This is a genomic window from Methanimicrococcus stummii (genome assembly GCF_032594435.1).
Classification (GTDB): domain Archaea; phylum Halobacteriota; class Methanosarcinia; order Methanosarcinales; family Methanosarcinaceae; genus Methanimicrococcus; species Methanimicrococcus stummii.
Genome location: NZ_CP131062.1, coordinates 1450127 through 1475200, shown reverse-complemented (window position 1 = coordinate 1475200; position 25074 = coordinate 1450127). Strand labels below are relative to the sequence as shown.

The following is a 25074-nucleotide window of genomic DNA, read 5'->3' as shown; positions in this document are numbered from 1 at the left end:
TAAAAAAGTTAAAGAAGACCGAGCAGCTGAAATCCTTTTCTGATTTGATCAATCGGAAGCTGTCCCGGCGCGGCTTCTTCGTCAATGTAGCCGTAAGACAAAATCGAGCCGTAAAACGGTGCCAGAATCCGTGTCTGTTTGCCGAGGTCGCCCATCGCGATTAAACAAATCTTTTCAGGCGTTTCGCTTCGAAGACCGGCTTGATATAATTTTAAAACATCTTTTTTCGTCTCAGGCATCACCGCAACTTTTGCAATATCCGCGCCTTTTTCAAATGATTTTTTCAAAACCTTTTCCATCTTTTTCAATGACGGCATATCTTCTTCATTGAAAAAATGAGACGAAATAATGATTTTCGTTTTTGATTTTTCAGCAATTTGCCGGCATTCGTAAATGTTTTTCTTTGAACTCTTTCGTTCAATATCGACATAATCGACATCATAAAGAATCTCTTTAATCAGCTTAAAACGCTCGTCTTCGTCGCCTTCAAATGCGCCGCCTTCTTCTTTTGAGCGCAATGTTCCGATAATCGGAAGACCGGCGCTTTTCGCGTCTTTGATTTGCTCTTTCATCCAATTTGTTAAAATCGGGTCGTCAAAATCGTTTTTCAAATATTTCTCAAATCCCGGCGTATTCGTCAGCAGCAAATCAAAACGGATTTCCAAAAGATCCGCGCCTTTTTCTTTGCCGGCCGCCGCGTTTTCTTTGACATTCTTTGTTATCGTTCCGACGATTGCCGGGCGCGTGAAGTAAGTCATTTGAGATTCCTCTTCCTGATTTGATTAATTTTCAATGATTTTTTCCGTCACTTTCATTCCGAAATGGCGGCCGGCTTCTTCGATTTTAACAAGAACCTCGTCGCCGGGTTTAATTTGCGTAATCGAAACGCTTTTGCCGTCGGGTTTGACAAGCTTCACCGTTTCGGCATTTTGCAAAATCACTTTCAAAACTTTCCCTTCCGCTTCCGCTTCTAAAAGCATCATCGGCCGCGACTCAATTTTCACGCGACCCGTTATTCCCGGCCGCGTTTTGCCGTCCGCGCCGACAATCATCACATCGTCGCCGGCCTTCAATTCCGACAAATAACGCGTGATATCGTTGATTTTAACATACGAATAAACCGCGCCGGCATTCACCCGAAACGGGCGCGACGCGACATAAGGACTGTCGTCCACTTCCGAATGAATCAAAAACAAACCCGATGACTGCGAGCCGATCAGCATGCCTTCGCCGGGCGCCATCAAATTGCAGGTGTCGATACAGACACGGTCGCCCATGCCGAGCTGCTTGACGGTTACAATCCTGGCAGGCACCAGCGCTTCTGCTGCCAAGCCGCTCATCTTAGTCGCCGCCGCCATCTTTTTGATTTCGCTCAAATCATCGGAATCAATCAAAACGCCGTCAACGCCTTTTTCCAAAATTTGAAGCGATGTTTGTGTTTCTTCAATCGTTTTGACATCGGCGATGATTCCAACATCATATTTTTCAAGCGCGGCAATCAGATTTTCAAGCGGGATAATGCGCCAATCGCCGGCTGAAATAATCAAATAATCCGCGACTTTGCCGACGGCTGCCGCAAACAATTCCGTTTTTTTATTTTGAATGTCAACGTAAGCGGCAACGGATTTTCCGGCAGATTTTTGCATTTTCATCTGCTTTAATTCAGCCGTTTCACCCTTTTCATCGTCACTTTCAGAAAGCGGCAGAATAGTCCAAACCAAAACATCCGCGTCGGAATTATTGCCGTTAAAGAAACAAGCCGTTTTGATTTTCCCGAGCTTTTGAATCTCGGCCAAATCGGCAGCGTCCGCAAGAACGAAATCCGCTCCCGCTTCCATTGCCGACGTTATCTTGTTTCTTTTTTGATCCCAACTTCCATCCGTTGCTTTCATCCATACGTTTTTCATGATATCTCCTTTCTTGATTATTTCTTTTCTTGTTCTTTTCTTGCTCTCTTCTGGCTGTTCTTCAATTCAGGCGGTTTGTTGCTGCTGGAATATTTGTTCGAATATTTTGCAGTCGGCTCTGATGCCTGTTTTGCTGCCGGTTTTGGCGCAGGTTTAGATGCAGATTTCGCTGCCGGTTTTGCGGCGGGCTTGGATTTTGCCGATTTTGATTTGTTCTCGGAGCCGCCGAATAAACCGCCGAACAATCCTGCCTTTTGAGTTTGGTTTTGATTTTTCTTTTGGTTGTTGCGCGGCTTTTTCTTATCGTCCGCTTCTCTTTCGCCGAGATATGTTAAAATGACAACGGCCGCGATAATGATAATCAACAAAACGCCGCCGATTAAAATCCAGCTTCGCGGAATTTCAGTGCCTTCCTTCTCCCCGACCGTTACCGTAAACGTCTGATTGCCGATAACAATTGCCGTTTGTCCGGCGGTTTCAGGTTTAAAACTGAATGTGAGGTCCTTTGTTTTCTCCGAGTCGAGCGTTACCTTCTTTGTTTCGGTTTTGTTTTCCGCAGTGATTGTTATTTCCCGGGTGCCTTTTTCCGTACCGACATTTTCGATTGTGATATTGATTTTAACTGTTTTGCCCACCGTCATTTGATCCGGCGTGCCGATTGTCGCAACGAAATACGGTCCGTTTTCCAAAACCCACATGTCTTTGATTCCGGTTCGGTATCCGGTTCTGTATGCCGATAATTCATAGTAGCCCGGCATCGAATCGGGCGTGACGTTCAGCATACCGTTTTCATCCGTTGTTCCGATGTGATTGTCATTTTTAGATACGGCAGCGCCGACGATTTTCGCGCCGGTTTCATCGGTGACATATAAATCAAACGCATTTTCCGCAAAAACATAATCCGGAATTGTTATTTGAAGCATTTCACGGTTTTCGGCGGTTGTTTTTGAAACCGACGCGGCTGAATATCCGCTTTTTTCGGCTCTGAATTCATAGGTGCCGTATTCACCGACCGTATATGAAATCGCGCCGTTTGAATCGGTCTCGCCGATTGAGCTGCCGTCGACTTTAACAGTTGCGCCGGACAATTCTTTCCAATTGTCTCCGTCATTATATTCCACTCGGATGGTCATTCCCTCATTCGGATAAATCGCATCAGGCATTTCGATTTTTAAATTGTATGTGGATACCTTGCTGCCGTTTGTTTGGGTGTATGGGAAAAAGCGCAGTTCATCCGAATCGGCGACGTGAAGCGTTAAATTGTTCATCAGCAGAATGTCCGATCCTCTTGAAAGGTTGATGGAATTTGTGTTGGTAAAAATCAAAGCATTGCTTCCGGTATATTCAACGCGCATGTTTTCCACGGTTTTGCCGGGGCTGACATCGGTTGTGTTTGCCGAAATCTGGAATATGCCGCCGATTTTAATAAATTCGTTTGACCCTGAAAATATCGTTGTGATACGGGCGGCGATAATCGGAATAGATGTGCCGCCGACGTTTGCTTCATATACGAAATTGTTTCCTTGGCTGATCGTTGCTTCTTTAACGGTTGTTCCGTCTTTTTTGAGAACCAAATTGACACGGCTGCCGTTTTCTGTCAGGTTGCTGACCAAAAGCGAGTACCCTTCTTCCAAACTGATGTTTGAGCCGGTGTCGTACTGGCGGTTGCTGTCGTTGTTAATCAAAACTTTGGAGACATCGCCGTCTTTGAGAAGGCTGACATTGCTGTCGGTGAAGTTTGTCGTATTGTTTTTATCGGACGAGCTGTATCGGATGTATCCGGCAAAGTAGTTATCGCCGCCGATGTTAACGGATTGGTAGCTGCCCCAATCGGAATAATTGAAAGATTCGTTGTAGGCGTTGGTCGCGTACAAAATTTGTTTTGCGGGAACGGAGCGCGAAATTGATCCGCTGACATCAAACGATAAGTTTTCGGTTTCGCTGCTGTTGTTGTAATTAAATGTCAGTCCCGGGAAATTCATGCCGTTCCAGCTTCGAATGACGTTGGAGCTGTCATAAACGGCGCCCATATTCGGATATTCTTTCTCGCGGTCTGTTTTCGAATCTGAAATGAATTCGAATTTTAATTTAGACGTGTCTTTGACATCGATTTTGATGTGGTTCATCAATGTGACAGTCCGGTCGGCATCTAATTTGATGCGGCTCGGATTTTTCATTTTGATGCTTGTATTGTTGACGCTTGTAATTTCCATGGCGCCGATGCTTTTTCCGGTGTACACTTCGGTTGAGCTTTCGGAAATTTGGAATACCCCGTCAATGACGGCAGTCGTTCCGTCTAAACCTTTAACGTGAACGGCAACAACCGGAATTGTTCCGACATCGTCTAATGATCTTTCGTAAACGAATGTTGTGTTGTTTGAAACGGTTTCATTTTTGACGACGTTTCCGTTTCTTTCCAAAATTAATCTGAATTGTTTGCCGCTTTCGTTGACATCTTCAATTTTTAATTTGTATCCGTTTTCCAAGGTGTATGTGTCGCTTGAACCGATTCTTTTTTCTTCGGCGCTGTCAATCAAAACCGGATAAATTTTCTCATCGGAAAGTGTGCTGATGTTGCTGTTTGTAAATTGTGTCGTTGAGTTGTTGCCCGAACTTGATCGGGTGTATCCTGCGAAATAAGGCTCGCCCTGCCATCCGATGACGCGGTAGCTGCCCCAATCAGAATAATTGAAGCGAAGCGGTTTTGTTTCGGTGATGTATTCGGCATTTTCGGCGTTGATTTGCCTGTCACTTGCGGAAATTGTCAATGTGATGTTTTCGGTGTAAACGCCTCTGTCTAAGTCGTACCACAGGCCGGAATACATGGCAGGCGTCCACGTGTACGTGGAAGACATGCTCTGTTCCTGGTCCCAAACGTTGCTGCCTTTAATGGCGGCGGCAGCAGCGGGAGCGGCGAAAGCTGCTAAAATCAAACCCAATAAAACAAGTAAACTCAAAACTTTTATTTTCTTAATCATATACGGCACTCGATATCTTTTGTAGCGAATAGTGAATTGTGTGAAATTTAATTCGTGTGAAATTAATCTTATGTGAAATTTGATTTCGTGAGAAATCTAAATATTACCAACGAAACAACCTTTGATTTTGACGCGTTAAAACGTCGATGAAATCATTTGTTTTTAATATTCGTTAATCGTTTATTATATTATTGTCTCTATCCGTTTTGAAAAAATAAAAAAACGCTTTAATTCTCCCGAATTTTTTACAGATTATGTTCCAAAAATCTGTCAATTTTGTCAAATCTGCAAAACAATTTTCCAACAAATCGACCAAAACGCTTTTTCAAAAAACAAAGGAAATGTTTCGGGATGAGTCCGGCGTTTCCGTTATTTTCGGCGCTTTGCTTTTGCTTTCGATTCTTGCTCTTTTCATTTCGCTTTTTTTGACCGCGGCGATTCCCGCCAAAATCATGGCGGAAGAGTCGGCTGAAAATGACCGCCTGCTTTCCGACATTTTAAAATTTTCAGAAACAAATGATTCCGGCAGTTTTTCATTTCATTCCAACCATTCGACGATTCATGTTTTTGAATCGGAAAAACACGGGATTTATTTTTCCGCCGATATTTCAATTCCGCCCGAAACAGAATCTTTTTTAAAAGCCGGCGCTTTCAGCGGCGAGTTTGATTCTTATCGATTAAGTTCGGGCGGGCTTCTCTTTTCATGCGATTATTCCCAAATCCCGGATTGTGATTATTTTTTGGGCGATTCGTCTCTTCTTTTAATTCAAGACGACGGTTTTTCTTATTTGCTGCCGCCTGTCGTCAACGTTTATCAAAATCAGGGGAACATTTTGATTTCACTTTCCGGCGATCTTGTCCGTTCGACTTCGTCTTCCGTTTTCGGAAATCTGACGACGGTCAATTACAAAATCATTCAAACCGCGGAAGTTTACGATTTTGTTTCGGAAATTCGGATTTATTATGTTCCGCCGGAATCGAAATCGAAATTGAATCCGGATTCGGTTTTCGGTGAAATTGAAACGGTGCAAAAAGAAGCTTTTTCGGAGTGGCTTTTTCAATTTGAAAAAAAGTTGAACCGGGATTTTCCGGAATTGAAAACCGAATTGGAAACAGAATCCGATTTCGAAAATTTAACGCTGATTATTTCATCGGAAACGCCGTTTGAAATTGACATTACTGTTCATGAAATCGAATATCTTTTGTTTTAATTTTGTTAAAAAGAATTAAATAAAGGAAATTATGGAATTTTGAAAATTTCATTTCGCTGAAATGAATATGAAAGAAAACGAAAATTTAAAGCGGGCCCGGGAGGATTCGAACCCCCGGCATTCGGGTTAGAAGCCCGACGCTATATCCTGGCTAAGCCACGAGCCCACTGGACAGGATTTCAAAGAAAGCATTTTTTGAATATATACCTTTTGTTCAGTTTGCGGTTTTATTTTTTGATTTTTTGACATCTTCCTTTTGTTTTTAATTTTCGGCGGAAAATATCGTCATTTTATTCTTTTTTTGTGTTATAAATCTTCATGAAGCCGTTTTTTTGGAAAAACATTTAAATCTCTTGGGAAGTTGGTATTTACATTTAATGATGTTTTCCGCGCCAATCGCGGATTTTTTCACATCAGTTATTATCCTAAAATCATTATCATTAAAATTGTTTTCACAAAAATTCATATTGCAAATCGGGTGATTTACTAATGAGCGAGAATGTAATGTATGTCAACGGCAAGTTTGTTCCTGAGAACCAGCCTGTCATTTCCGTTTTTGACCATGGTTTCCTTTACGGCGACGGTGTTTTTGAAGGAATCCGCGCGTACAAAGGCCGCGTTTTCAAATTAAGAGAACACGTCGACCGTTTGTTTGATTCCGCAAAAGCCATTGATTTGGACATCGGCATGTCAAAAGAAGAAATGGAAGAAGTGATTCTTGAAACGCTCCGCCAAAATAACTTAAAAGACGCTTACATCCGCCCGATCGTTTCTCGCGGCAACGGCGACTTAGGTCTTGACCCGCTCAAATGTGACAAAGCAAACGTTTTTGTCGTTGCGAAAACGATGGCTTCTTTATATGATGTCATGGAACTCAAAGCAATCACCGTCGGCATCCGCAGAAACGCGCCCGACATGCTTTCCCCGAACATCAAATCTTTGAATTATTTGAACAACATCATGGCTAAAATCGAAGCCAACGCCAAAGGCGGCCAGGAAGCGATTTTCCTTGACGGCAACGGCTATGTCGCGGAAGGCTCCGGCGATAACATTTTCATCATCAAAAACGGTGTTGTTTACACGCCGCCGACGATCAACAACTTAAAAGGAATCACGAGAGCAACCGCAATCGAGCTTCTTGAAAAGAACAAAATTCCGGTCCGCGTTGAAAACATCGGCCTCTTTGACGTTTACACCGCCGATGAAATTTTCGTCACGGGAACAGCCGCGGAAGCCGCAGCAGTTGTTTGGGTGGACGGCCGAACAATCGGCACCGGCAAAACAGGACCTGTCACCGCTTTGATGCTTAAAGAATTCGAAAGAATTACAACCACAACCGGAACGGAAATCTACGCAAAGAAAGCGCCTGCAAGAGCCGCGACAAAGCCGGCTGCCAAACCTGCGGCAAGAACAGCTGCTTCCAAGACCGCCGCTGCCAAACCGGCTGCCAAAACAACCGCGACAAAAGCGCCGGCAAAGAAACCTGCCGCAAAACCCGCGGCAAAAAAACCGGCGACAAGAAAGTAATTCGTTCAGTTTTGTTTTATGTCTGAAAGTGTAAGTTTATCTTACACTTCTTTTGTTTTTTATTTATTTTCGATTAGCCTTGCGTTTCATTAATTATATATACTGAAAAACAGGTTATTCTTCACCGAGCGCAGACGCGCTTTGATTCTATTATTATTTCATTTTATTACTATTTTATTTTAAATCGGTACAGCATGGCAACATTACAGGAACAGATTCGGGAAGTCGAGGACGAAATTAAAAAGACGACTTACAACAAGGCCACTTCTTTTCACATTGGCAGACTGAAAGCGAAGCTTGCGAAACTTCATGATGAAGTCGAAAAGAAAAGCTCTTCCGGCGGCACCGGCGAAGGTTACAGCGTCAAAAAATCGGGCGATGCAACCGTTACGCTTGTCGGTTTTCCGTCTGTCGGTAAGTCCACGCTTCTCAATAAATTGACCGACGCGAATTCCGAAGTCGGCGCGTACGCATTTACAACGCTCACGGTCGTTCCCGGTGTCATGGAATACAAAGGCGCGATCATCCAGATTTTGGACGTTCCCGGTCTCGTTAAGGGTGCCGCTTCCGGCCGTGGGCGCGGAAAAGAAGTGATTGCCGTTATCCGCAGTTCCGATTTGGTTATTTTTCTGCTCGACGTTTTTCAGCCGACGCACTATCAGGTTTTGATGGAAGAACTTTACGAAGCCGGTATTCGAATCGACCAAACACCGCCCGATGTCGTCATCAAAAAAGTTGATCGCGGCGGAATCCGTATCAATTCAACGGTTGAATTGGATTATTTGGACGAAGACACGATTAAATCCATCATGGACGAATACAAAATTCATAACGCGACCGTTCTTTTCAGAGAAAACATCACGGTCGATCAATTCATTGATGTTGTCGCCGGCAATCGCAGTTATGTCTCGTCTATGATTGTTATCAACAAAGTCGATTTGGCAAATGATTCCGTTTTGGAAGATAATAAAAAGAGACACCCCGATGCCGTCTTTATTTCCGCGCACAACAGCCAGAATTTAGACATGCTCCGCGATGTTCTTTACGACCGCCTCGGCTTCATTCGCGTTTACATGAAACCCCAAGGCGAAGCCGCCGACTTGGAAGAGCCGATGATTGTTCTGCGCGGCACCGATGTCGGGCAAATCTGTGACCGTTTGCACAAAGATTTCAGAAAGAAATTCAGATTCGCGTACGTTTGGGGCGATTCCGCGAAACATCCGGGACAGCGTGTCGGACTGGACCATAAATTAATGGACGGCGACATTCTCTCCGTTGTGATTCAGAAATAATTCTGAAATGAGCGGCAAGTTTTGTTCGTCACAAGATTTTTAATTTATTCTGTCCTTGAATCTTTTATTCTTTCAATATTTTATTTTGAATTTCTATCATTAATTTCATTATTTTAATTCATTACCTTAATTTCACTCTCTCAGCATTTCAAGAAGGAAAAATATGACATTCAGCGCTTACATTAATTTTGACGGTAACTGCCGCGAGGCGGTGACATTTTACGCGAAAGCTTTCGGCAAAGATGTTCCTGATTTTTCAACTTACGGGGACATGCCGTCTGATCCGAATTTTCAAATTTCGGATGAAATGAAGACGATTGTGATGTATTGCGATATGGAAATCGGCGGCACGAATGTTATGTTTTGCGACATGCCGCCCGAATTTGAAACAATTATCGGAAACAATGTCACTTTGGTTTTCGGAAGCAAAGATAAAGAAGAAATTCAAACTGTTTTTGCCCGTTTAAGCGAAGGCGGAATGGTTTCAATGGAATTGCAGGAAACTTTTTACGCCGCTCTTTACGGAATGCTTGTTGACAAATTCGGAATCACATGGCAAATCATTTGGGAAGACGGCATCAAGTGGAAATAATTATTCAATTCATTTTATTCATTATTCATCTCAGGATTTTTCATTATGACAATTTCAAAACCAAGAGGAACGCGCGACTTTCTGCCGGAGGAAATGGCAAAAAGGCGCGCCGTTGAATCGAAACTTCGCGCCGTCATTCAAAAATGGGGTTACGGCGAAGTCGTCACGCCGACATTTGAAGAGCTTGAACTTTTCACGCTCAAATCCGGCCAGGGAATCATCGGCGAACTTTACAATTTTACCGACAAAGGCGACCGTGAAATGACGCTTCGCCCCGAACTGACCGCGCCCGTTATGCGCGCGTACGTCAATGAAATGCAATCTTTTTCAAGACCGATTAAACTCTTTTATTTCGAAAATTGTTTCCGCTACGAACGCCCGCAAAAAGGACGCTACAGAGAGTTTTGGCAGTTCGGCGCAGAGCTCATCGGCAGCAGCAAACCTGAGGCCGACGCGGAAGTCATCGCGCTTGCGATGACAATGATTGCTGCGGTCGGCATCAAAGGCGATCTCAACATCGGAAACTTGTCCGTTCTCAGACATCTGATTTCTCAAATCACAACCGAGTCGGCTGTTTCCGATCAGATTATGCGGTTCATCGACAAAAAAGAGTATGAAAATTTAGACGCTTATCTCAGCGACTTATCGGTTTCCGCTGACTTGATTGATAAAATTCATAAAACCGTTTTGCTTTCCGGCAAAGACGGATTTGCGGCAGTTGCAGGCGCGCGCGCAGTCGTCGGCGACCTGCCCGAGCTTAACGCGTTTGAAAAAATGCTGACACTCCTTTCCGCTTACGGTGTGACGGATTACACGGTTAATTTCGGTGTCGCGCGCGGTTTGGATTATTACACGGGAACAGTTTTTGAGGTTTATGCCGAAGGACTCGGCGCGCAAAAACAAATTTGCGGCGGCGGCTCTTACAAACTCATTTCACTCTTCGGCGGCGGCGATGTCGTCTCAACCGGATTCGGAATCGGCTTTGACAGAATCATGGAAATTTGTGACATTCCTGCCGAAAAACCCGAAACCGTCGCGCTCATTACAAAATCCGAAACCCAAATAGACGGAATTGAAATCGCCGGAATACTTCGCTCGCGTGTGATTGTTTTAACCGATCTCATGGGCCGCAATTTCAAAGCGCAGATGGAATATGCAAACACTATCGGCGCAAATTATGTTTTAATCATCGGCGAAAAAGAGCTTGAATCCGGACTTCTGTCTTTAAAAGATATGAAATCCGGTGAACAGGTTTCATTGAATTTGGAAGATTTAATTTCCAAATTCTCCTGATTTTTTATTTTTATAATTTATTGTTCGTCGTTTTCATTTTCTCTTTTTTCAACGAAAACGTAACATGCAACCGCGATCATAAATAATAAAATGACAAGAATACCGCCCTGAACCGGCGTTTCGTATCCGGTTTGCTCTTCCTGAACGTGTGGCGGCTGAACCGGCGCTGAAGGCTGAACCGTTTCCGTGACGGTTACATTGGCGGTCGTGTTGGATCCGCCGGGTGGTGTTTCGGGCGGTTTCGTTTCAAGATACAAAACATTCAATTTTATGTCTGTCGTGGGAACAATCGGCAAGCTTTCAATCAATTCTCCCGAATCGTAGTCGGTCGGAATGTAAATGTCTTCCCAGCCGATTCCGAGTGCCGCAGCAATCACGGATTCGTTTAATTCTTCATACAAACAGAAAGTGAAAGACTCATTTCCGAGTGAATTGTAAGCGGCTTTCTCATCTTTGAAATATTCAATTTCAATCAAAGCCGGGTAAACAGTCAAACCGCTGCCGAAAACGATGTCAAAATTGTTATGCGGGTTTGTAAACGGAACCGTGGAGGTCACCGCTGCCATGTATTGGTAGGCGTCGACAGCATAATCCTGGGCGGTGTCCAGCGGCATGTCCGTAAAATTCCACAAACGGCCGGTGTCGGCGGAATTGGATTTAAACAATAAAAGGCCGTTTCCTGTTTCGGTAATTCTTTTGATGTCGGATGTGTAAATGCCGCCGCCGTCTTTTGCGTAATTGCGGCTGATTTCAATAACGTCTCCGTCATTTCCTGAAAATTGAATTTTGGCGTTCAGCAAAAAAATGCCGCCGCCCTTATCGGCCGTATTTCCGTTAATGGAAACATTTCCGCGAATTTGAGTGATTGCGTTCGTTGCGGAAATGCAAATTCCGCCGCCTTGATACGCGCTGTTGTTTTCGATTCGGGCGTTATCATAAATTTCAAAAGAAGCAACACTGTCTGAAAAAATGGCACCGCCGCCGCCGTTATTTCGTCCTTTGTCAATATGCTTGTTTTCGGTAAATGAAGCGTTTTCATAAATCTTAATTCGGTTTCCGCCTCTGGTAAAGAGACCGCCGCCACCGATAATTCCTGAATAAGAATCCGGGCGAACGGCTTCATTTTTATGAATCGAAGCGTTGCCGTAAATATTAACATTTGATGAATCTGATGCGATTCCTCCTCCCAATTCTGCAATATTTTCGGAAATCAAAACATTGTCATAAATATTGAGGGTTGATCCGACTACCTAAACGCCGCCGCCAAGGGTAATTTCATTCGAATTTCGAATCATTTCATTTTTAAGAACGGTCGTGTTTCCGGAAATGTTTAATGTTCCCATTATGGAATAAATCCCGGCTCCTGCATTCGGACCGTCTGATATTATCGTATTGTTTTGAATAAACGTATTTCCGTTAATTTCAACGGTTGCTTCTCTTGCATAAACACCGCTGCCGTTTCCGTATCCTTTGATGATATTGTCTTTAATCAACGAATTTTCAATCTTAGCCGAACTGTTGCTGATGCTGATTCCTGCGCCGTTTCCCTGATCAAAAACACTTGTTCCTGTTTTCGTGCAGTTTTCCGCGGTTACATTAATCAAAAAAATATTGTCGGCAAAGTCGATCCGAAAACCGGATGAATTAAAATTTTTAATCTGAGCACCGTCGATTTTAATATTGCGCGGGCGATTTAAAAGCGGATGGCTTCCGGCAATTTCAATTCCGCCTTTTTTTCCGTTTCCGTCAATCACAACATTTTCAAAAACGAGTTTCGTGTTGTTGTTTGAATTTGTTAAATTTATTTTAAAATCAGCATTTCCCGTAATTGTCCGTTCGGCGTCGCTGTCGGATTTTACCGTAATGACATTTTCAGCAGTGCTCCAATAAGCCTTCAAGTTAATGCTGCCGCCTGTCGTGATGGTTATGTCATTTTTTAAAACGATTTCATCTCCGGAAACCGCTGACAAGAACGCGCTTTTCAGCGCTGTTTCATCATTAACTTCGATTGTCGCCGCCGCAGCCGGACTGGTTGCAAAAGCGAGTCCGGTCAAGAGCAGGAACAATATTACAACTGATTTTATTTTTTCATCCATTTTTTTGCCTATATTATGCCGTTAAATTTTATAAACGAACTAATTGAATATTTTCTATATATATTTTGTTCATTCCGTTTTCGGTCAACGTTTTCTGTTTTTAATTTTCGTCACAACTTATTATATTCGTCATAACTTAAAACATTCGTATAACCGAACAATTATTATAATTGATTTACTTTCTAAAATAAGATAACTTATCAGGAGGCTTATGTATTTTAGAAACTGTTTTAAATTTTATTTACAGCATCAATGATTTTTTGAATGCGTATTTGTGGTTCGGAATTCCGACGGTTGTTAAAGGAATTTTGATTTCTTTGGTTTTTGCTCTGATTTTCAGAAAACAAATTAAAAAATATCCGCTTGTGTTTTACATTTATCCGGCGGCCATGTTTGTTTGGTATGGTCTTTTCGGTTTAATCCGTGTTTTGTTTGACATTCGGGTGACGCAAGTGTTGGGTTTGTCCGGCACTTGGGTTTCGGATATTATGGGACTTTTCCGCACGCTTGATCTTTTCGCGCCGTTTGGTATCGGACTCATTACAATTGTCATGTTCATCGGTGTTTTGCCGAAAACCAAAACAGTGATTCATTTGTATCAAATTCGATCCGAATTGTCGATTATCGGCGCGACTTTGCTTGTCGCTCACGGGTTTATGCGGCTCAGCAATGCGATGGAATATTTAGACGGCAGCTACGAAGGCAGTTTTAATCTGACGGTTTTGGCTTTCGGAATTATCGGGCCAATTATTTTAATTTTGATTTTGCTGCCTTGGCTGACGTCTTTTAAATTTATTCGAAAGCAAATGAAACCCAAAACTTGGAAAAAGCTCCAGACTTATTTCAGCGTTCCGATGTTCATCGGCATGCTTTTGTTCGGCTGGGCGTTCACGGCAAGAGCTGTCGGCGATTACGATCTGACGGCTTTGGGCGACATCATTTTAAACAGCCGCGGAAATGCCGTTTCTATAAAAACCGGCGCGGACTTCGCAACAAGCGTTTTAGCGAGCAAAGTTTACCTTATGCTTTTGATTTCTTACATTTGGCTTCGCGTCAAAAAGATTAAAGAGCAAAAGAAAAAATCCGGCCGGCAAACGGCACACGAATGAGTGTTTATGATGCAAATATTTGTAAACAAACGCTTCGCTCATTCATTTTAATTTTTGAAAAAAGAAAATATGAGCGCTTTTGAAAAGCGCTTATTATTTTTTAAAAATTTTAATTTTAAAATGAATTGAAAAATTATTTTAAAATTAAAAAGTTGGCAGAAATTATCTGCTCAACATCATTTCTGCGGTGTCGGGCTTGTAGACCCAGTCCATCGGCAGAACTTTTGTGTTGTGGTAGTATTTCACGAGTCTTCTGATCTTGGATTCAGTTAACTGAAGAGATCTTTTGTTGTGAAGGTCGTGTTTGTTGGCTGTCAAGTGCTTTCTGAGTCTGAGCGCTTTGACAATCAAGTTGGTTAAGTCTTCCGGAAGGTGGGGCGCGACTTCGTTGTCTTTTAAGATCTGAGTAATTTTTTTGCCGGTGAGCAATTTAACGTCGCCGACACCGTACTGGTCTCTTAAAAACATGCCGATCTGGCTTGTCGGGATACCCTGTTTCCACATGTCTAAAATGATGCTTGTCACATCTTCTGCGGAAATGTTTGACCATTCAGGAACTTCGGTTCTGAGCGGCTTCTTTGAGCCGGACTTACCTTTTCTCTTTGTGTGCATTTTTGCCATAATATCAACCTCTGATAACCGTTACTTCAAAATACCGTTTGCGTTTCCGTGGAAACCGATATTTCTTCGCGTGTTATTGTGTCGAAAATAATTCAAAATGATAAAATCAAAAAGTGATAAAATCTATTGAATCAAAATTCGCACAACTCAAAACAGCGATATGGTATATAAATTTTCGGCAGTTTCTTTTTGCTGTGCCGCTGCGCGCGTGAACGCGGTCGTTTCGTAATTTGTAAAATTCCGATTCGTTTGATTAATTTCATATTATATTTTGACTCAATTTTAATTAATTATTCACGCATTTCCTTGCTTATTTATTTTGTAAGCGCAAAGCCGCCGCATCATTTTAATTTTGAACGAACTTTTATATAGTTCCTCTGTATTTGTGAGTTGGTTAAGCCGTTTCATTCCATTTTTCTTTTATTGCGGCTTTATCGGCATCAGGTTTTTGATACTTTTTATCAATCTGTTTTTGTCGAAAACTTTTCATCTCTCTTGAGGTATTATTTATGAAAAATCAAAACAATCACTCTCAACCGGAGGATTCTCCATCTTCCGAGGGACCGGCAGAGTCCCCCTCCACTCCGACGCAGCCAAACGCGGCTGTAAACACTTCCGAAATCGGGAGCCCTGATCCGAACGATGCCGGCGGAGCGCCGACAGAATCGGGCGGTTCCGGTGGAATCGGCAAGATGACAAAAGGCGTTGAAAATCTGCTCGGGAACCCGAAAAAAGCAATGGTCAAAGTTTCCATTCCCGTCATGATCGCGCTGTTTTTTGAATCCATTTACAATCTTGTCGATACGTTTTGGGTGGCCGGAATCGGCGCGGAAGCGTTGGCGGCGGTCGGATTGGCTTTCCCGTTCTTCATGGCTTTAATGGCGATTGCAACCGGCATCGGTGTCGGTGCAGGGTCTGCGGTTTCACGAGCAATCGGCTCTAAAAATAAAAAACAGGCCGATAAATTCGCGACGCACGCGATTATTTTCGCGATTATTTTAAGTTTTATTTCTTGGCTGGCTGTTCCTTTAATGGAACCTGTTTTTGCGCTGATGGGCGCAGACGCGTCTCTTGCGGCGACAACGGCCGGTTACATGAACCCGTTCATTTATTGTTCGTTTTCAATTTTCCTGCTCAACGTCGGCAATTCTCTTTTGAACAGCGAAGGCAACAGCAAGAAAACGATGTTTGCAACGATTGTCGGCGCGGTTTTGAACATGATTCTCGACCCGATTTTCATTTATGACTGGGGTCTCGGACTCGGTGTCAACGGCGCGGCTTACGCCAGCGTTTTGTCTTTCAGCGTCTCAACAGCGATGATTATGTACTGGCTTTTGATTCAGAAGAAAACGTATGTCACAATCGGATTCAAGGGATTCAGATTTGAATGGCCGGTGATTCGCGATATTATTATTGTCGGCATTCCTGCGACCATTTCTCAGCTGACGATGTCCATTTCCACCGTTTTGTTAAACGCGATTGTCTTAAACGTCGGCGGAACGGATGGCGCCGCTATTTACAGCACGGGCTGGCGTATCATTTCCATCGGAATTATGCCGATGCTCGGACTTGCAACCGGTATGACCACAATGGCCGGCATCTCCTACGGCAGCCGCGATATCAAAAAACTCAAATCCGTTTATTATTTCGGTATTCAAATCGGTTTGGTTTTGGAGCTGATTATTGCCGCAATCGTTTTCGTCTTTGCCGATCCGATCGCCGCCATTTTCGCAACCGGAGAATCCATTTATCTGCAAGCCGATATCGCTGAATTCCTTCGGGTTATGTCGCTGCTCTTCCTGTTCCTGCCGGCAAACATCCTGACGTCTTCCATGCTTCAGGGCCTGAAGATGGGATTCTCATCCTTGATTCTGACGCTGATTCGCGCTTTCATCTTTGAAGTTCCGATCGCCTACATTTTGGGCATTCATTTCGGAATGGGACTGCTCGGCATTTGGATCGGCGCGCTTGTCGGCGACTTCTTAGTCATGATTATCAGTTTTGTCTTCGGCAACTACGTCATTCATGATTTGAAAAAGCTTTACCCGAAGCCGACAGTTTCTGAAAACAGGAATTAAATTAAGTTAAAATTAATAACTAAAATCAAATCAAAATTTCCGGAACTCCGCGAAAACTTGAATTTCTTCGCTGAATCCGGAATCTTTTTTCATTTTTTTGAAATTCATTTCATTGTCTCATTTTTTGAAATTCATTTCATTGAAATTCGTCTACGTTGAAACTTTTTGAAATTCATCTTTATTGAAACCCGTTTCTTATTGCAACTCAATTTTTATTTTTCCAATGAAAAATTATTTATCAAATACTAACTGTACTTTATAATTATGATAGTCTCGGCTATCTATAATTGGTTATTAAATAATTTAAGGTTGGGAATTATTATGTTGACAAATCATTCCGTTCGCTCTCGCGAACACTGTCAACCGATTGCGTTTTCGTCAATCGGGGGGGGGGTACGTCTCCTTCTCAGGTAAAGCATTTTTCTAAATATTTCTTTTTAGCGGCAATGGTTCTGCTGCTCTTTTTCACATCGGCCGCATGCGCTGCTCAGATTCCGATTTCATCGATTGCCGATCTTGAAAAGATTGGAAATCACGGTTCTTATCCGTTAGATGGCGACTACATTCTGATGAATGATATTACAATTACCGATACGTGGGCGCCTATCGGTAATACCAGCAGTCCGTTCTTCGGAACTTTTGACGGTAATAACAAGTCAATCATTTTTGAAAGTTCAGGAGCTTATGTGGGTTTTGATAGTCCCGGCCGTATCCAAGAGGATGGTTACGGTTTATTCGGCAAAGTTGGCCGTCCTGATCGGAATAAAAAAGTTGAAATTAAAAATGTTAATCTTGTTCTTGAATCGAATTTGAAAAGCGGGTCCAATTTCGGATCTTTAGTCGGAATTGTCAACGGCAGTTCATCTTATCCTTTTTCAATGGAGAATTGTTCATTAACATCTGATGGGGATTTTAAAATAGAAGGCGGTAATAGTTTTGGCGGTCTTGTCGGTAGAGTTGATTCCGCTGCTGTTTTTAAAAACTGTTCTATTTCCGATTCATCCGGTTCTGTTTCTGTAATCGGCAATTCTCAATTTGTTGGCGGCCTTATTGGTTATATTTTTCCCGGAAATGTTACTCTTACAGGTTGTTCCTTTTCAGGCAACGTTGACGGTAGTAGTCTTTCTGCCGGAGGTTTAATCGGCAGCGCCCGTGGAACCATTATTGATAATTGTTATGCAACAGGAACTGTTTCCGGTGAGAGGTCCATTGGTGGTTTAGTCGGAGATTATGGTGGAAAAATCAATAATTCTTATGCTGATTGTACTGTTACAAAAAAAGACACTGATTATGCCGCAGGCGGCCTTGTTGGCTATATTACCTCTACATCATCAATTTCAAATTGCTATGCTGAAGGTAAAGTTGTTTCTGTTGGTCGTTCCAGTGGTTTGGTCGGTTATGTCGATTCCCCATCTTCTCTTAACATTTCGGATTGCTATTCTTTATGTGACGTTGAAGCAGGCGATTTAGCAGCCGGTGGGATTGTCGGTTTTTCCAAGTCCGGTAATGTTAATATTTCAAACAGTTATTTTGCAGGAACTATTTCCCTTGACAGTGGAGCAGATCCGGGCTCAAAAATTGGCGGGATCGTCGGCTTTTCCGGAGGAACGGTTAATGGCTGTATTTATTTAAGCGACTCTGTTGATGCCACTAATGGAGAAGAAATAGTTCGTGGTACAGGAGTTTCTTCCGCTGATATGAAGAAAATTGAAACTTATGAAAGTGCAGGTTGGTTTATTTCTGAAGGCAAAGACGCTTCTAAAGCTTGGATTATTAATGAAGGAGGGTATCCTTATCTTTATGCGTTTGACAGAATTGTTCAGATCTCTTCCGTTGACGAACTTAAATTAATCGGCTCCGGCGAATATAATCCTTTAAAAGGTTATAATTACACACCGGACGGAGATTATGTTTTAACCAAAAACATCACAATCACCGACAACACATGGAAAACAATCGGCAATCAAAGCGAACCGTTCCTCGGAACTTTTGACGGCCAGGGAAATTCCATTACTTTTGCAAGTTCATCGGGAACGACGACTCTTGATAATTCTGAAATCGTTAACAGCCGCGGATTCGGTTTGTTTGGAACGGTTGGTAAAACAGGCTGGGATAAAGAAATCGTCATTCAAAATGTCAAAGTTGTTTTGAAATCCAATTTGACAATTGATGAACTTTCTTCAGGTCGTGATGAAATCGGCGCTTTAGTCGGAAATGTTTCTCTTAATTCTCCTGACACATTCTTAATGAAGAATTGTTCATTAACGTCTCAGAGCAATTATAATATTGATGGGGATAACGGCGTTGGCGGTCTTGTCGGCTCTGTCGAAAACGGCTCTCTTATTGATTGTTCCGTTTCAGGTAAAATCTCGATTCTCGGTTCCCGAGAGCTCGGCGGTCTTGCCGGTTATGCCAAATATGATTCTATCGAAAACTGTTCCGTTTCCGGTACCGTTTCAGTAATCGGTGACGATTATGTCGGCGGTCTTGTCGGCAGTTCCATGTTTAATGATTTTGACAAATGTTCTGTTTCCGGCAACATTTTACTGAGTGCGGTTGACGATTATATCGGCGGCCTTTCCGGTTATGATACCGGCAGTGTTTTTGAAAGCTGCTTTGTTTCCGGTAATGGTTCAATAACGGCAGGCGGCATGTCTGCAGGCGGTCTTCTCGGTCTTACCAGCAGCGGTACAGATATTACGGAATGTTTTGTCTCCGGCAACATTTCGGTAACATCCGATACGAGCGCAGGCGGTCTTATCGGCCAGTTTGACGACAGTTCCGTTAAGGATTGTTATTCAACAGCCATAGTGAAAGCCAATGATACAGTCGGCGGCCTTGTCGGTGATTTATCTACGCTTTCAACTCTTGAATCCTCTTATTTCGCGGGAAAAGTCTCCTTTGATGACGGCGCAACAGCAAGTTCATTAATCGGCGGAATCAGCGGCTCAGCCAATGTTCCGGCGGCTCTCGATGACTGTCTTTATTCATACGAATTTATTGAAGATGTTGACACTGAAACGCCTTATTCGGGATTAGTTCTCCTTGGAATTGAAACGTCTTCCGCGAACATGAAGAAAATCGGGACCTATTTGAACGAAGGTGATTCTCCCCTCGTTTCCGCGAGCTGGGACATCACAACCGATTCAAAAGCAGGAAGCACATGGTTTATTCTTGCCGGTCAATATCCGAAATTGACAGCGACATATGTTCCGCCCGCGAAATCAAGCGGTGGTGGCGGCGGTACAGGCGGCGCCACAATTGTTGACCCGAGCTCTCCGACTCCCGGTGCCGATGGCGCGTTTGGCGACGGTGAACTTGGCGGTGATGGTGCTCTTGGTGACGGTGCGCTTGGCGGCGACGGCGAACTCGGTGCTGACGGAATGCCGATTTCCGGCGACTCCGGTTCAGGCTCTGCGACCGGAAACGCGTCAAGCGGCGGCAAGTATGTCGGTGACGATCAAAAATTAAGCCGCAAAATTTTGGCAGGTTTTTCGAATGAAGAAGGCGGAATCAATCGGACTTCGTATCTTTTGATCGGAATCGGTTTGATTATTGTCATTTGCTGCGTTGCTTATTACTTGTATAAGAAACGAGAGTAAAAGTTTAAAAATTAGTGAATAAGCTTTGAGCTTATTCATTTCTTTTTTTCATTTTTGTTTCTTGTTTTGTTGGGTTTTTTTGTTTTTCTTTCTGTTTTTCGTTTTCTTCATAATTTTTAAAATCAATGAAAACAATTCTTCCTCGGTGACAAAAATGTATAATATTTTATGTTTCGGTGATTCAAACACCTGGGGCATGGACCCGAAAACCCTGACACGATTCGCGCCCGAAATCCGCTGGCCCGGCATTTTGAAAAAAGAACTCGGAGACAATTTCAACATTATTGAAGAAGGATTGGTCGGACGAACCGCCGTCATGTCTTTTCCGTTTGAGCCGGAAGCCTGCGGCATTTCTTATTTCCTGCCCTGCGTCAAATCACACGCGCCGCTTGATATGATTATTATCATGCTCGGCACAAACGATTTCGCATACGGCGCATCACCGCTCGGAATTGCCCGAAATCTGGCGCGCTACATTCCGATTGCAAACGAAAACGCGACCGGCGTTCCCGGCAAAAAACCGAAAATTCTGCTGGTTTCACCCGTCAAAATCACAAAAGATTTCGAAAAAAGTCCGTTTCAGGAAATTTTCGGCGACGTCGATACCTGCATTGAAAAATCAAAAGTTTACGGCAATTACGTCAAAATGATTGCCGAAGAAAACGGCTGCCTTTGGGCGGATTCGGCAAACGCGGCCGGCGCAAGCGAAACCGACGGCCTTCATTTTGATGAAAAAGGACACGATGCGCTCGGAAAGGCGATTGCCGAAATTATTCGAAAAGAGTTCTGAATTTCAATTCAGATTTTAATTTTTAAATAAACAAGAAAGTAAAAAAAAGAAACGGTATCCGGATTAATATTCCGGATCCATACCGTCAATCGTCATGAACGACGATTCCATTTCCTTTTTCTTTTTGACACGGTCTTTCTTGTCTTTTTCCATGCCGATTGCCTGAATCGCGCCTTCGTAAAGGGATTCAAGTTCCTCGGCGGAGTTAAGCGTTAAAACACAAAGCGCTTCCGGCAAACTGCCGTTTTCAACGATAACGCCTTTGAAAACGTGGCCGATTGCGCCTGAAAGTTTTTCAACTTCATTTGAAATTTCTTCCATGCTCAAATATTTCTTATCGCCTTTTAAAATGACCATCGCACGGCCGCCTTCCTTATAGACGTCGGTTGAAAACAATAAACCGCGCGGTGATAAACAATTCTGAATAACGGTTCGAATCGGCATTTCACTTTCAGCCTTGTAATAGCCGACAGTCGCCAAACCCGCGCCGCCGCTCATCACAGTCTTAAAGTCGCCCAAGTCAGTCACCATCATCATTTCGCTGTCCAAAGAGTCAAGCAGGAACAAAAGGCGTTTTGCAATCATGCTGTTGATGCCGTCGTAAGCTTCCTGAACACTGCCGCCGATTGTTTTCAAATACTGGTTGTCGGCTAAAATAATGCCGTCGCACGGTCCTTCTCTGAGTTCTTTGAGCATGAACGCGGCATTCTGCAAATAGAGCGTTCCCTCTTCTCTGAACGGCAAAATCACAAGCGCGTAAACCGGGAAATTGTGAGATTTTTTGATTTCTTCAATCAAAGGCGGCGTAAAAGAAGATCCTGTTCCGCCCGATGCCGACGTCACGACGAAAGCGACATCGAAATCGCCTCTGTCTTCAATAGCTTTTAAAATGTTTCCTTTCTGCTGTTCAAAAACTTCCTTGCCGATGTTACGGTTCGCGCCGACACCGTGAAGGTTTTTGATATGGATTCTGTCTTTGGCTTTCGTAAACTTCATTTCTTTCAAGTCATTGATTGCCGTATTAATCGCAATGGTTTGAACATTGCTTTGATAATTATGCTTTGAAAAATATTTTGAAAGGCCGCCGCCGGCTTCTTTGACATTGGAGCCGCGGTTCATGGCGTGTTTGTTGACGGCATCTAAAATTCTGTTGCCGCATTGGCCGTTTCCGACGAGTAAAACGTTAAGCAAAATGGAATCCTCCGAATCATCTGATGAAAAATATCTTAAGAATTAAAATTTAAAGTAAAAATTAAGTTTTAAGTTGTGACTTATAACTAGTTTGCTTCATGATTATCAATTTTGGTATATATATTTGTTCTTCTCTCTTTATATTCTTCTTATGCACGTTTCTCAATATATCGCAAACAGAAGCACCGTTTCTTTCGCGCCCGCGTATCGGCAAACGACGACATCGAAATCTCCCGCTCTTTGGAATATTGACGAAAAAACGGAAAAATCATTAAAATGAAAAAACGAAAATAATTCAAGAAAAGAATAAGAAAAGAAGAAAAAGAGTTAATTTCAAAAATTAACTCAAATCAGAACTTGTATTCTCTATGCCGTTTCCAAAGGAAAAGCGCGGCGACAAGAATCAAAACAATCGGAATGAAAATCAAATACCAGTAATCCAAGAAACTGCCGATGGCATTGCTTCCGACGGAATTGTATGAAACGGTTTGAATCGTTCCGTTTTTCGCGCTGTTATTGTATGTGTAATTGTATGTAATCGGCACTTCGAAATAACCTTCAGACGTTGCCGACAAAGCATATTCCACTGTTCTTTGGTTGTTCGGCATCACCTGATCAATGTAAACGGTTGCTTTGTTGCCGTTCACCGTGATGTCTTTTCCGCTGATTGTCGCGTTGTCCGGAAGTATAAATTCAATTCCGACATACTGCGCCGGCATTGTTCCGGTGTTTCGGATTGTAATGTTTCCTTCGATTTTGGAACGCGTGTAATAATCAACCGTGTTGCCGCTCATCGGTGCGGCTGAAAAAGTGAGTGCCGCCAAATCGCTGACTTCAATCTTGGCATCGTTGCTTTGCGTGTAATTGAATTTCCCGCCGACATTGTTTTCGGCTGACGCGGTTGCCTTTGAAAGCGTGTATGTGCCCGGCTCAACCGCTTTTAATTGATAAGCCAAATAAGTGCTGTTTGTGTTTCTGTTAATTGTCTGATTGACGGTATTGTTAATCGTCACATTCGACATTAAAAATCCTTGCTGATACGGATCTATAATCGTCACATTTTTCGCGTCATAATTACCGCTGTTGTTCACATAAACCATGACGGTAATAATGTCGTCAACGGAAACGCTGGACGACGGCGTTATAACTTTTGTAATCACAAGTTCGGGGCGGCCTGCGCCTTCCGCATTGGAATGACCGCCGTCAATGTATCCGGAATTTGTCACGTTCGCGTTTGTCCAAATTTCAAGTTTAACTTCGTTGAATCTTCCGATTTCTCTGAAATCAATCGCTCTGACAGTATAATTGCCGTCAGCCGCCTGAAAACTCATGGTTTGATTCAATCCCAGCTTTGTTCCGTTCAAGCGAGCCCAGTTGTCATTTTTCCATTCATAAATGCTGATTGAGACGTTTCCGGACACATTTTTGCTGTCATCATCGCTACTGACACCGATTGACCCGGCTTCAATGATAACATTGTTAACCATGTAACCGTCACTGCCTTCAATCCATTCGGTTGTTTCGTAAGCTGCAGCAGGAACCATAATCGCCGTCAGACATAATGCGAAGAATAACAATCCTGCACCATATTTTATCAATTTCAAATTAACTCCCCTATATGTTTTTTCGGTATCGGATAAATTCGTTTTTAATGTCATTATAATAATTCATGTAATATAATCTATATGTATTAATTTTGAGTATGCTAACATTATTCTCATTTATTTAATGTTTTTGATTTTTCAACAATCACAGTATCGGGGTTCGACAGTGTTTTAATCGGTTTTGACGATGTCCAAACCCACGTCAATCCAGTCCGCGTCATTTGTGACGGCGCTGAGAGAAATGACATCAATTCCGGTCGTTGCGTAATCTTTTAAATTTTCTTTGCGGATGCCGCCGGACGCTTCGATTAAAACGCGGTTTCGGAGATTTTTTCCCGTCAGCAGGCCGATTGTTTCGCGAATTTGATCCGGTGTCATGTTATCCAAAAGAATAATGTCCGCGCCGATTTCGGCGGCTTTGGTTGCCTGCTCTTTTGTATCCGCCTCAATTTCGATTTTTTTCGAAAACGATGTTTGGCGTTTCGCTTCCAAAAACGCATTTTCAAGGCCCATAATTTCAATGTGATTGTCTTTAATCATGACCATGTCCGAGAGATTTTGGCGGTGCGGATCGCCGCCGCCGTCAAGCACGGCTTTCTTTTCGAATTTTCGGATTCCGGGCGTTGTTTTTCGGGTCGCGGCAATTTTCGGCGCGCTGTTTCCGGCGGCGTCCTTTACAATTTTGACGTAGCCGGCGGTGTTGGTTGCAATTCCCGACAAATGAGACAAAAAGTTTAAAACAAGCCTTTCAGCGCGTAAAACAGAAACGGAATCGCCGGTCAGTTCATATAAAACATCGCCGGCTTTCGCGTTTTCTCCCGGATTTTTCTTCAAAACGTATCCGATTTTCATATAATCTAAAATGGCGGACGCGATTTCAAGACCTGAAACAACACAGTCTTCTTTGACAAAAATGACGGCGCTGACACTTTGATTCTTGACAAGCGTACAGGAAACATCGTCTTCTCTTAAATCTTCTTCAAGGAAATGTTCAATTTCTTTTTGCAGTATCATTTTTTTCCCGCATTTTCGTTCGTAAAAATAAATTCAATTTAATTAATCATAATCCGTTTTTTAAATTAAATATTTTTTTGGTCGTTGGCCGTTTATAAATTCTTCGATTTCGCGCAAAGCAAAAGAAATAATAACACGAAACGACAAGATGAAATTCCAGAACAGTCAA

The 25074-nt window shown here is 42.9% G+C and carries 17 protein-coding genes, 1 tRNA gene and 1 pseudogene; 9 read left to right on the top strand and 10 right to left on the bottom strand.

Features of this window, described 5'->3' with window-relative positions; translation table 11 throughout:
- Nucleotides 1-8 precede the first annotated feature (8 nt).
- The 3 genes from aroD to MmiEs2_RS06945 are packed head-to-tail and all read right to left on the bottom strand — an operon-like array spanning nucleotide 9 to nucleotide 4885.
- Nucleotides 9-758, bottom strand: a complete 750-nt coding sequence (gene aroD, locus MmiEs2_RS06955; RefSeq protein WP_316559147.1) for a type I 3-dehydroquinate dehydratase — start codon at nucleotides 756-758, stop codon at nucleotides 9-11.
- Nucleotides 759-782: 24 nt separating this feature from the next.
- Complete coding sequence (locus MmiEs2_RS06950) at nucleotides 783-1907, bottom strand: 3-dehydroquinate synthase II (RefSeq protein WP_316559146.1); 1125 nt, start codon at nucleotides 1905-1907, stop codon at nucleotides 783-785.
- Nucleotides 1908-1924: 17 nt separating this feature from the next.
- Nucleotides 1925-4885, bottom strand: coding sequence for an S-layer protein domain-containing protein (locus MmiEs2_RS06945; RefSeq protein ID WP_316559145.1), 2961 nt, complete (start codon nucleotides 4883-4885; stop codon nucleotides 1925-1927).
- Nucleotides 4886-5139: 254 nt separating this feature from the next.
- Here MmiEs2_RS06945 and MmiEs2_RS06940 point away from each other — a divergent pair, with 254 nt between their 5' ends.
- Nucleotides 5140-6096 carry a hypothetical protein gene (locus MmiEs2_RS06940; protein WP_316559144.1) on the top strand — a complete coding sequence of 319 codons (957 nt, stop codon included), beginning with the start codon at nucleotides 5140-5142 and terminating at the stop codon, nucleotides 6094-6096.
- Between the two features lie 91 nt (nucleotides 6097-6187).
- Here MmiEs2_RS06940 and MmiEs2_RS06935 read toward each other — a convergent pair.
- Nucleotides 6188-6262: transfer RNA gene (locus tag MmiEs2_RS06935), tRNA-Arg, on the bottom strand.
- A gap of 323 nt (nucleotides 6263-6585) precedes the next feature.
- On the opposite strand from MmiEs2_RS06935, the pseudogene ilvE reads away from it, so the two are divergent.
- The 4 genes and pseudogenes from ilvE to hisS all read left to right on the top strand — a co-directional run.
- Nucleotides 6586-7449 (top strand): annotated as a pseudogene (gene ilvE / locus MmiEs2_RS06930) (branched-chain-amino-acid transaminase); the annotation flags it as partial.
- Between the two features lie 368 nt (nucleotides 7450-7817).
- Nucleotides 7818-8915: an OBG GTPase family GTP-binding protein gene (locus MmiEs2_RS06925; RefSeq protein ID WP_316559143.1), complete on the top strand. Its 1098-nt coding sequence runs from the start codon at nucleotides 7818-7820 to the stop codon at nucleotides 8913-8915.
- A 163-nt stretch (nucleotides 8916-9078) separates the two neighbouring features.
- A complete protein-coding gene (locus tag MmiEs2_RS06920) occupies nucleotides 9079-9507 on the top strand; it encodes a VOC family protein (protein ID WP_316559142.1) in 429 nt (142 codons plus the stop codon).
- A gap of 45 nt (nucleotides 9508-9552) precedes the next feature.
- A complete protein-coding gene (hisS, locus tag MmiEs2_RS06915; RefSeq protein WP_316559141.1) occupies nucleotides 9553-10800 on the top strand; it encodes a histidine--tRNA ligase in 1248 nt (415 codons plus the stop codon).
- A 17-nt stretch (nucleotides 10801-10817) separates the two neighbouring features.
- Here hisS and MmiEs2_RS06910 read toward each other — a convergent pair whose 3' ends face one another.
- Complete coding sequence (locus tag MmiEs2_RS06910) at nucleotides 10818-12014, bottom strand: hypothetical protein (protein WP_316559140.1); 1197 nt, start codon at nucleotides 12012-12014, stop codon at nucleotides 10818-10820.
- Between the two features lie 36 nt (nucleotides 12015-12050).
- On the bottom strand, nucleotides 12051-12896 hold the full coding sequence (locus MmiEs2_RS06905) for a right-handed parallel beta-helix repeat-containing protein (protein ID WP_316559139.1): 846 nt from the start codon (nucleotides 12894-12896) through the stop codon (nucleotides 12051-12053).
- A gap of 260 nt (nucleotides 12897-13156) precedes the next feature.
- Here MmiEs2_RS06905 and MmiEs2_RS06900 point away from each other — a divergent pair, with 260 nt between their 5' ends.
- Nucleotides 13157-14005 carry a hypothetical protein gene (locus MmiEs2_RS06900; RefSeq protein ID WP_316559138.1) on the top strand — a complete coding sequence of 283 codons (849 nt, stop codon included), beginning with the start codon at nucleotides 13157-13159 and terminating at the stop codon, nucleotides 14003-14005.
- 162 nt (nucleotides 14006-14167) lie between these two features.
- On the opposite strand, the gene MmiEs2_RS06895 is transcribed toward MmiEs2_RS06900, so the two are convergent.
- On the bottom strand, nucleotides 14168-14626 hold the full coding sequence (locus MmiEs2_RS06895) for a 30S ribosomal protein S15 (RefSeq protein WP_316559137.1): 459 nt from the start codon (nucleotides 14624-14626) through the stop codon (nucleotides 14168-14170).
- 509 nt (nucleotides 14627-15135) lie between these two features.
- Here MmiEs2_RS06895 and MmiEs2_RS06890 point away from each other — a divergent pair.
- The 3 genes from MmiEs2_RS06890 (at nucleotide 15136) to MmiEs2_RS06880 (ending at nucleotide 21096) form a co-directional block, all read left to right on the top strand.
- Nucleotides 15136-16704, top strand: a complete 1569-nt coding sequence (locus MmiEs2_RS06890; RefSeq protein WP_316559136.1) for an MATE family efflux transporter — start codon at nucleotides 15136-15138, stop codon at nucleotides 16702-16704.
- A 446-nt stretch (nucleotides 16705-17150) separates the two neighbouring features.
- The gene (locus MmiEs2_RS06885) at nucleotides 17151-20306 is read left to right on the top strand and encodes a GLUG motif-containing protein (RefSeq protein ID WP_316559135.1); all 3156 of its coding nucleotides are present in this window, start codon (nucleotides 17151-17153) and stop codon (nucleotides 20304-20306) included.
- A gap of 154 nt (nucleotides 20307-20460) precedes the next feature.
- Nucleotides 20461-21096 (top strand): GDSL-type esterase/lipase family protein, encoded by a 636-nt coding sequence (locus MmiEs2_RS06880; protein ID WP_316559134.1) that lies wholly within the window; start codon nucleotides 20461-20463, stop codon nucleotides 21094-21096.
- A gap of 63 nt (nucleotides 21097-21159) precedes the next feature.
- On the opposite strand, the gene MmiEs2_RS06875 is transcribed toward MmiEs2_RS06880, so the two are convergent.
- The 3 genes from MmiEs2_RS06875 to nadC form a co-directional block, all read right to left on the bottom strand.
- Entirely contained in the window at nucleotides 21160-22287 is a 1128-nt protein-coding gene (locus MmiEs2_RS06875) for an FtsZ/tubulin family protein (RefSeq protein WP_316559133.1), read from the bottom strand.
- Between the two features lie 350 nt (nucleotides 22288-22637).
- Nucleotides 22638-23891, bottom strand: coding sequence for a COG1361 family protein (locus MmiEs2_RS06870; protein WP_316559132.1), 1254 nt, complete (start codon nucleotides 23889-23891; stop codon nucleotides 22638-22640).
- Nucleotides 23892-24062: 171 nt separating this feature from the next.
- Nucleotides 24063-24905 (bottom strand): carboxylating nicotinate-nucleotide diphosphorylase, encoded by an 843-nt coding sequence (gene nadC / locus MmiEs2_RS06865; protein ID WP_316559131.1) that lies wholly within the window; start codon nucleotides 24903-24905, stop codon nucleotides 24063-24065.
- Nucleotides 24906-25074 lie beyond the last annotated feature (169 nt).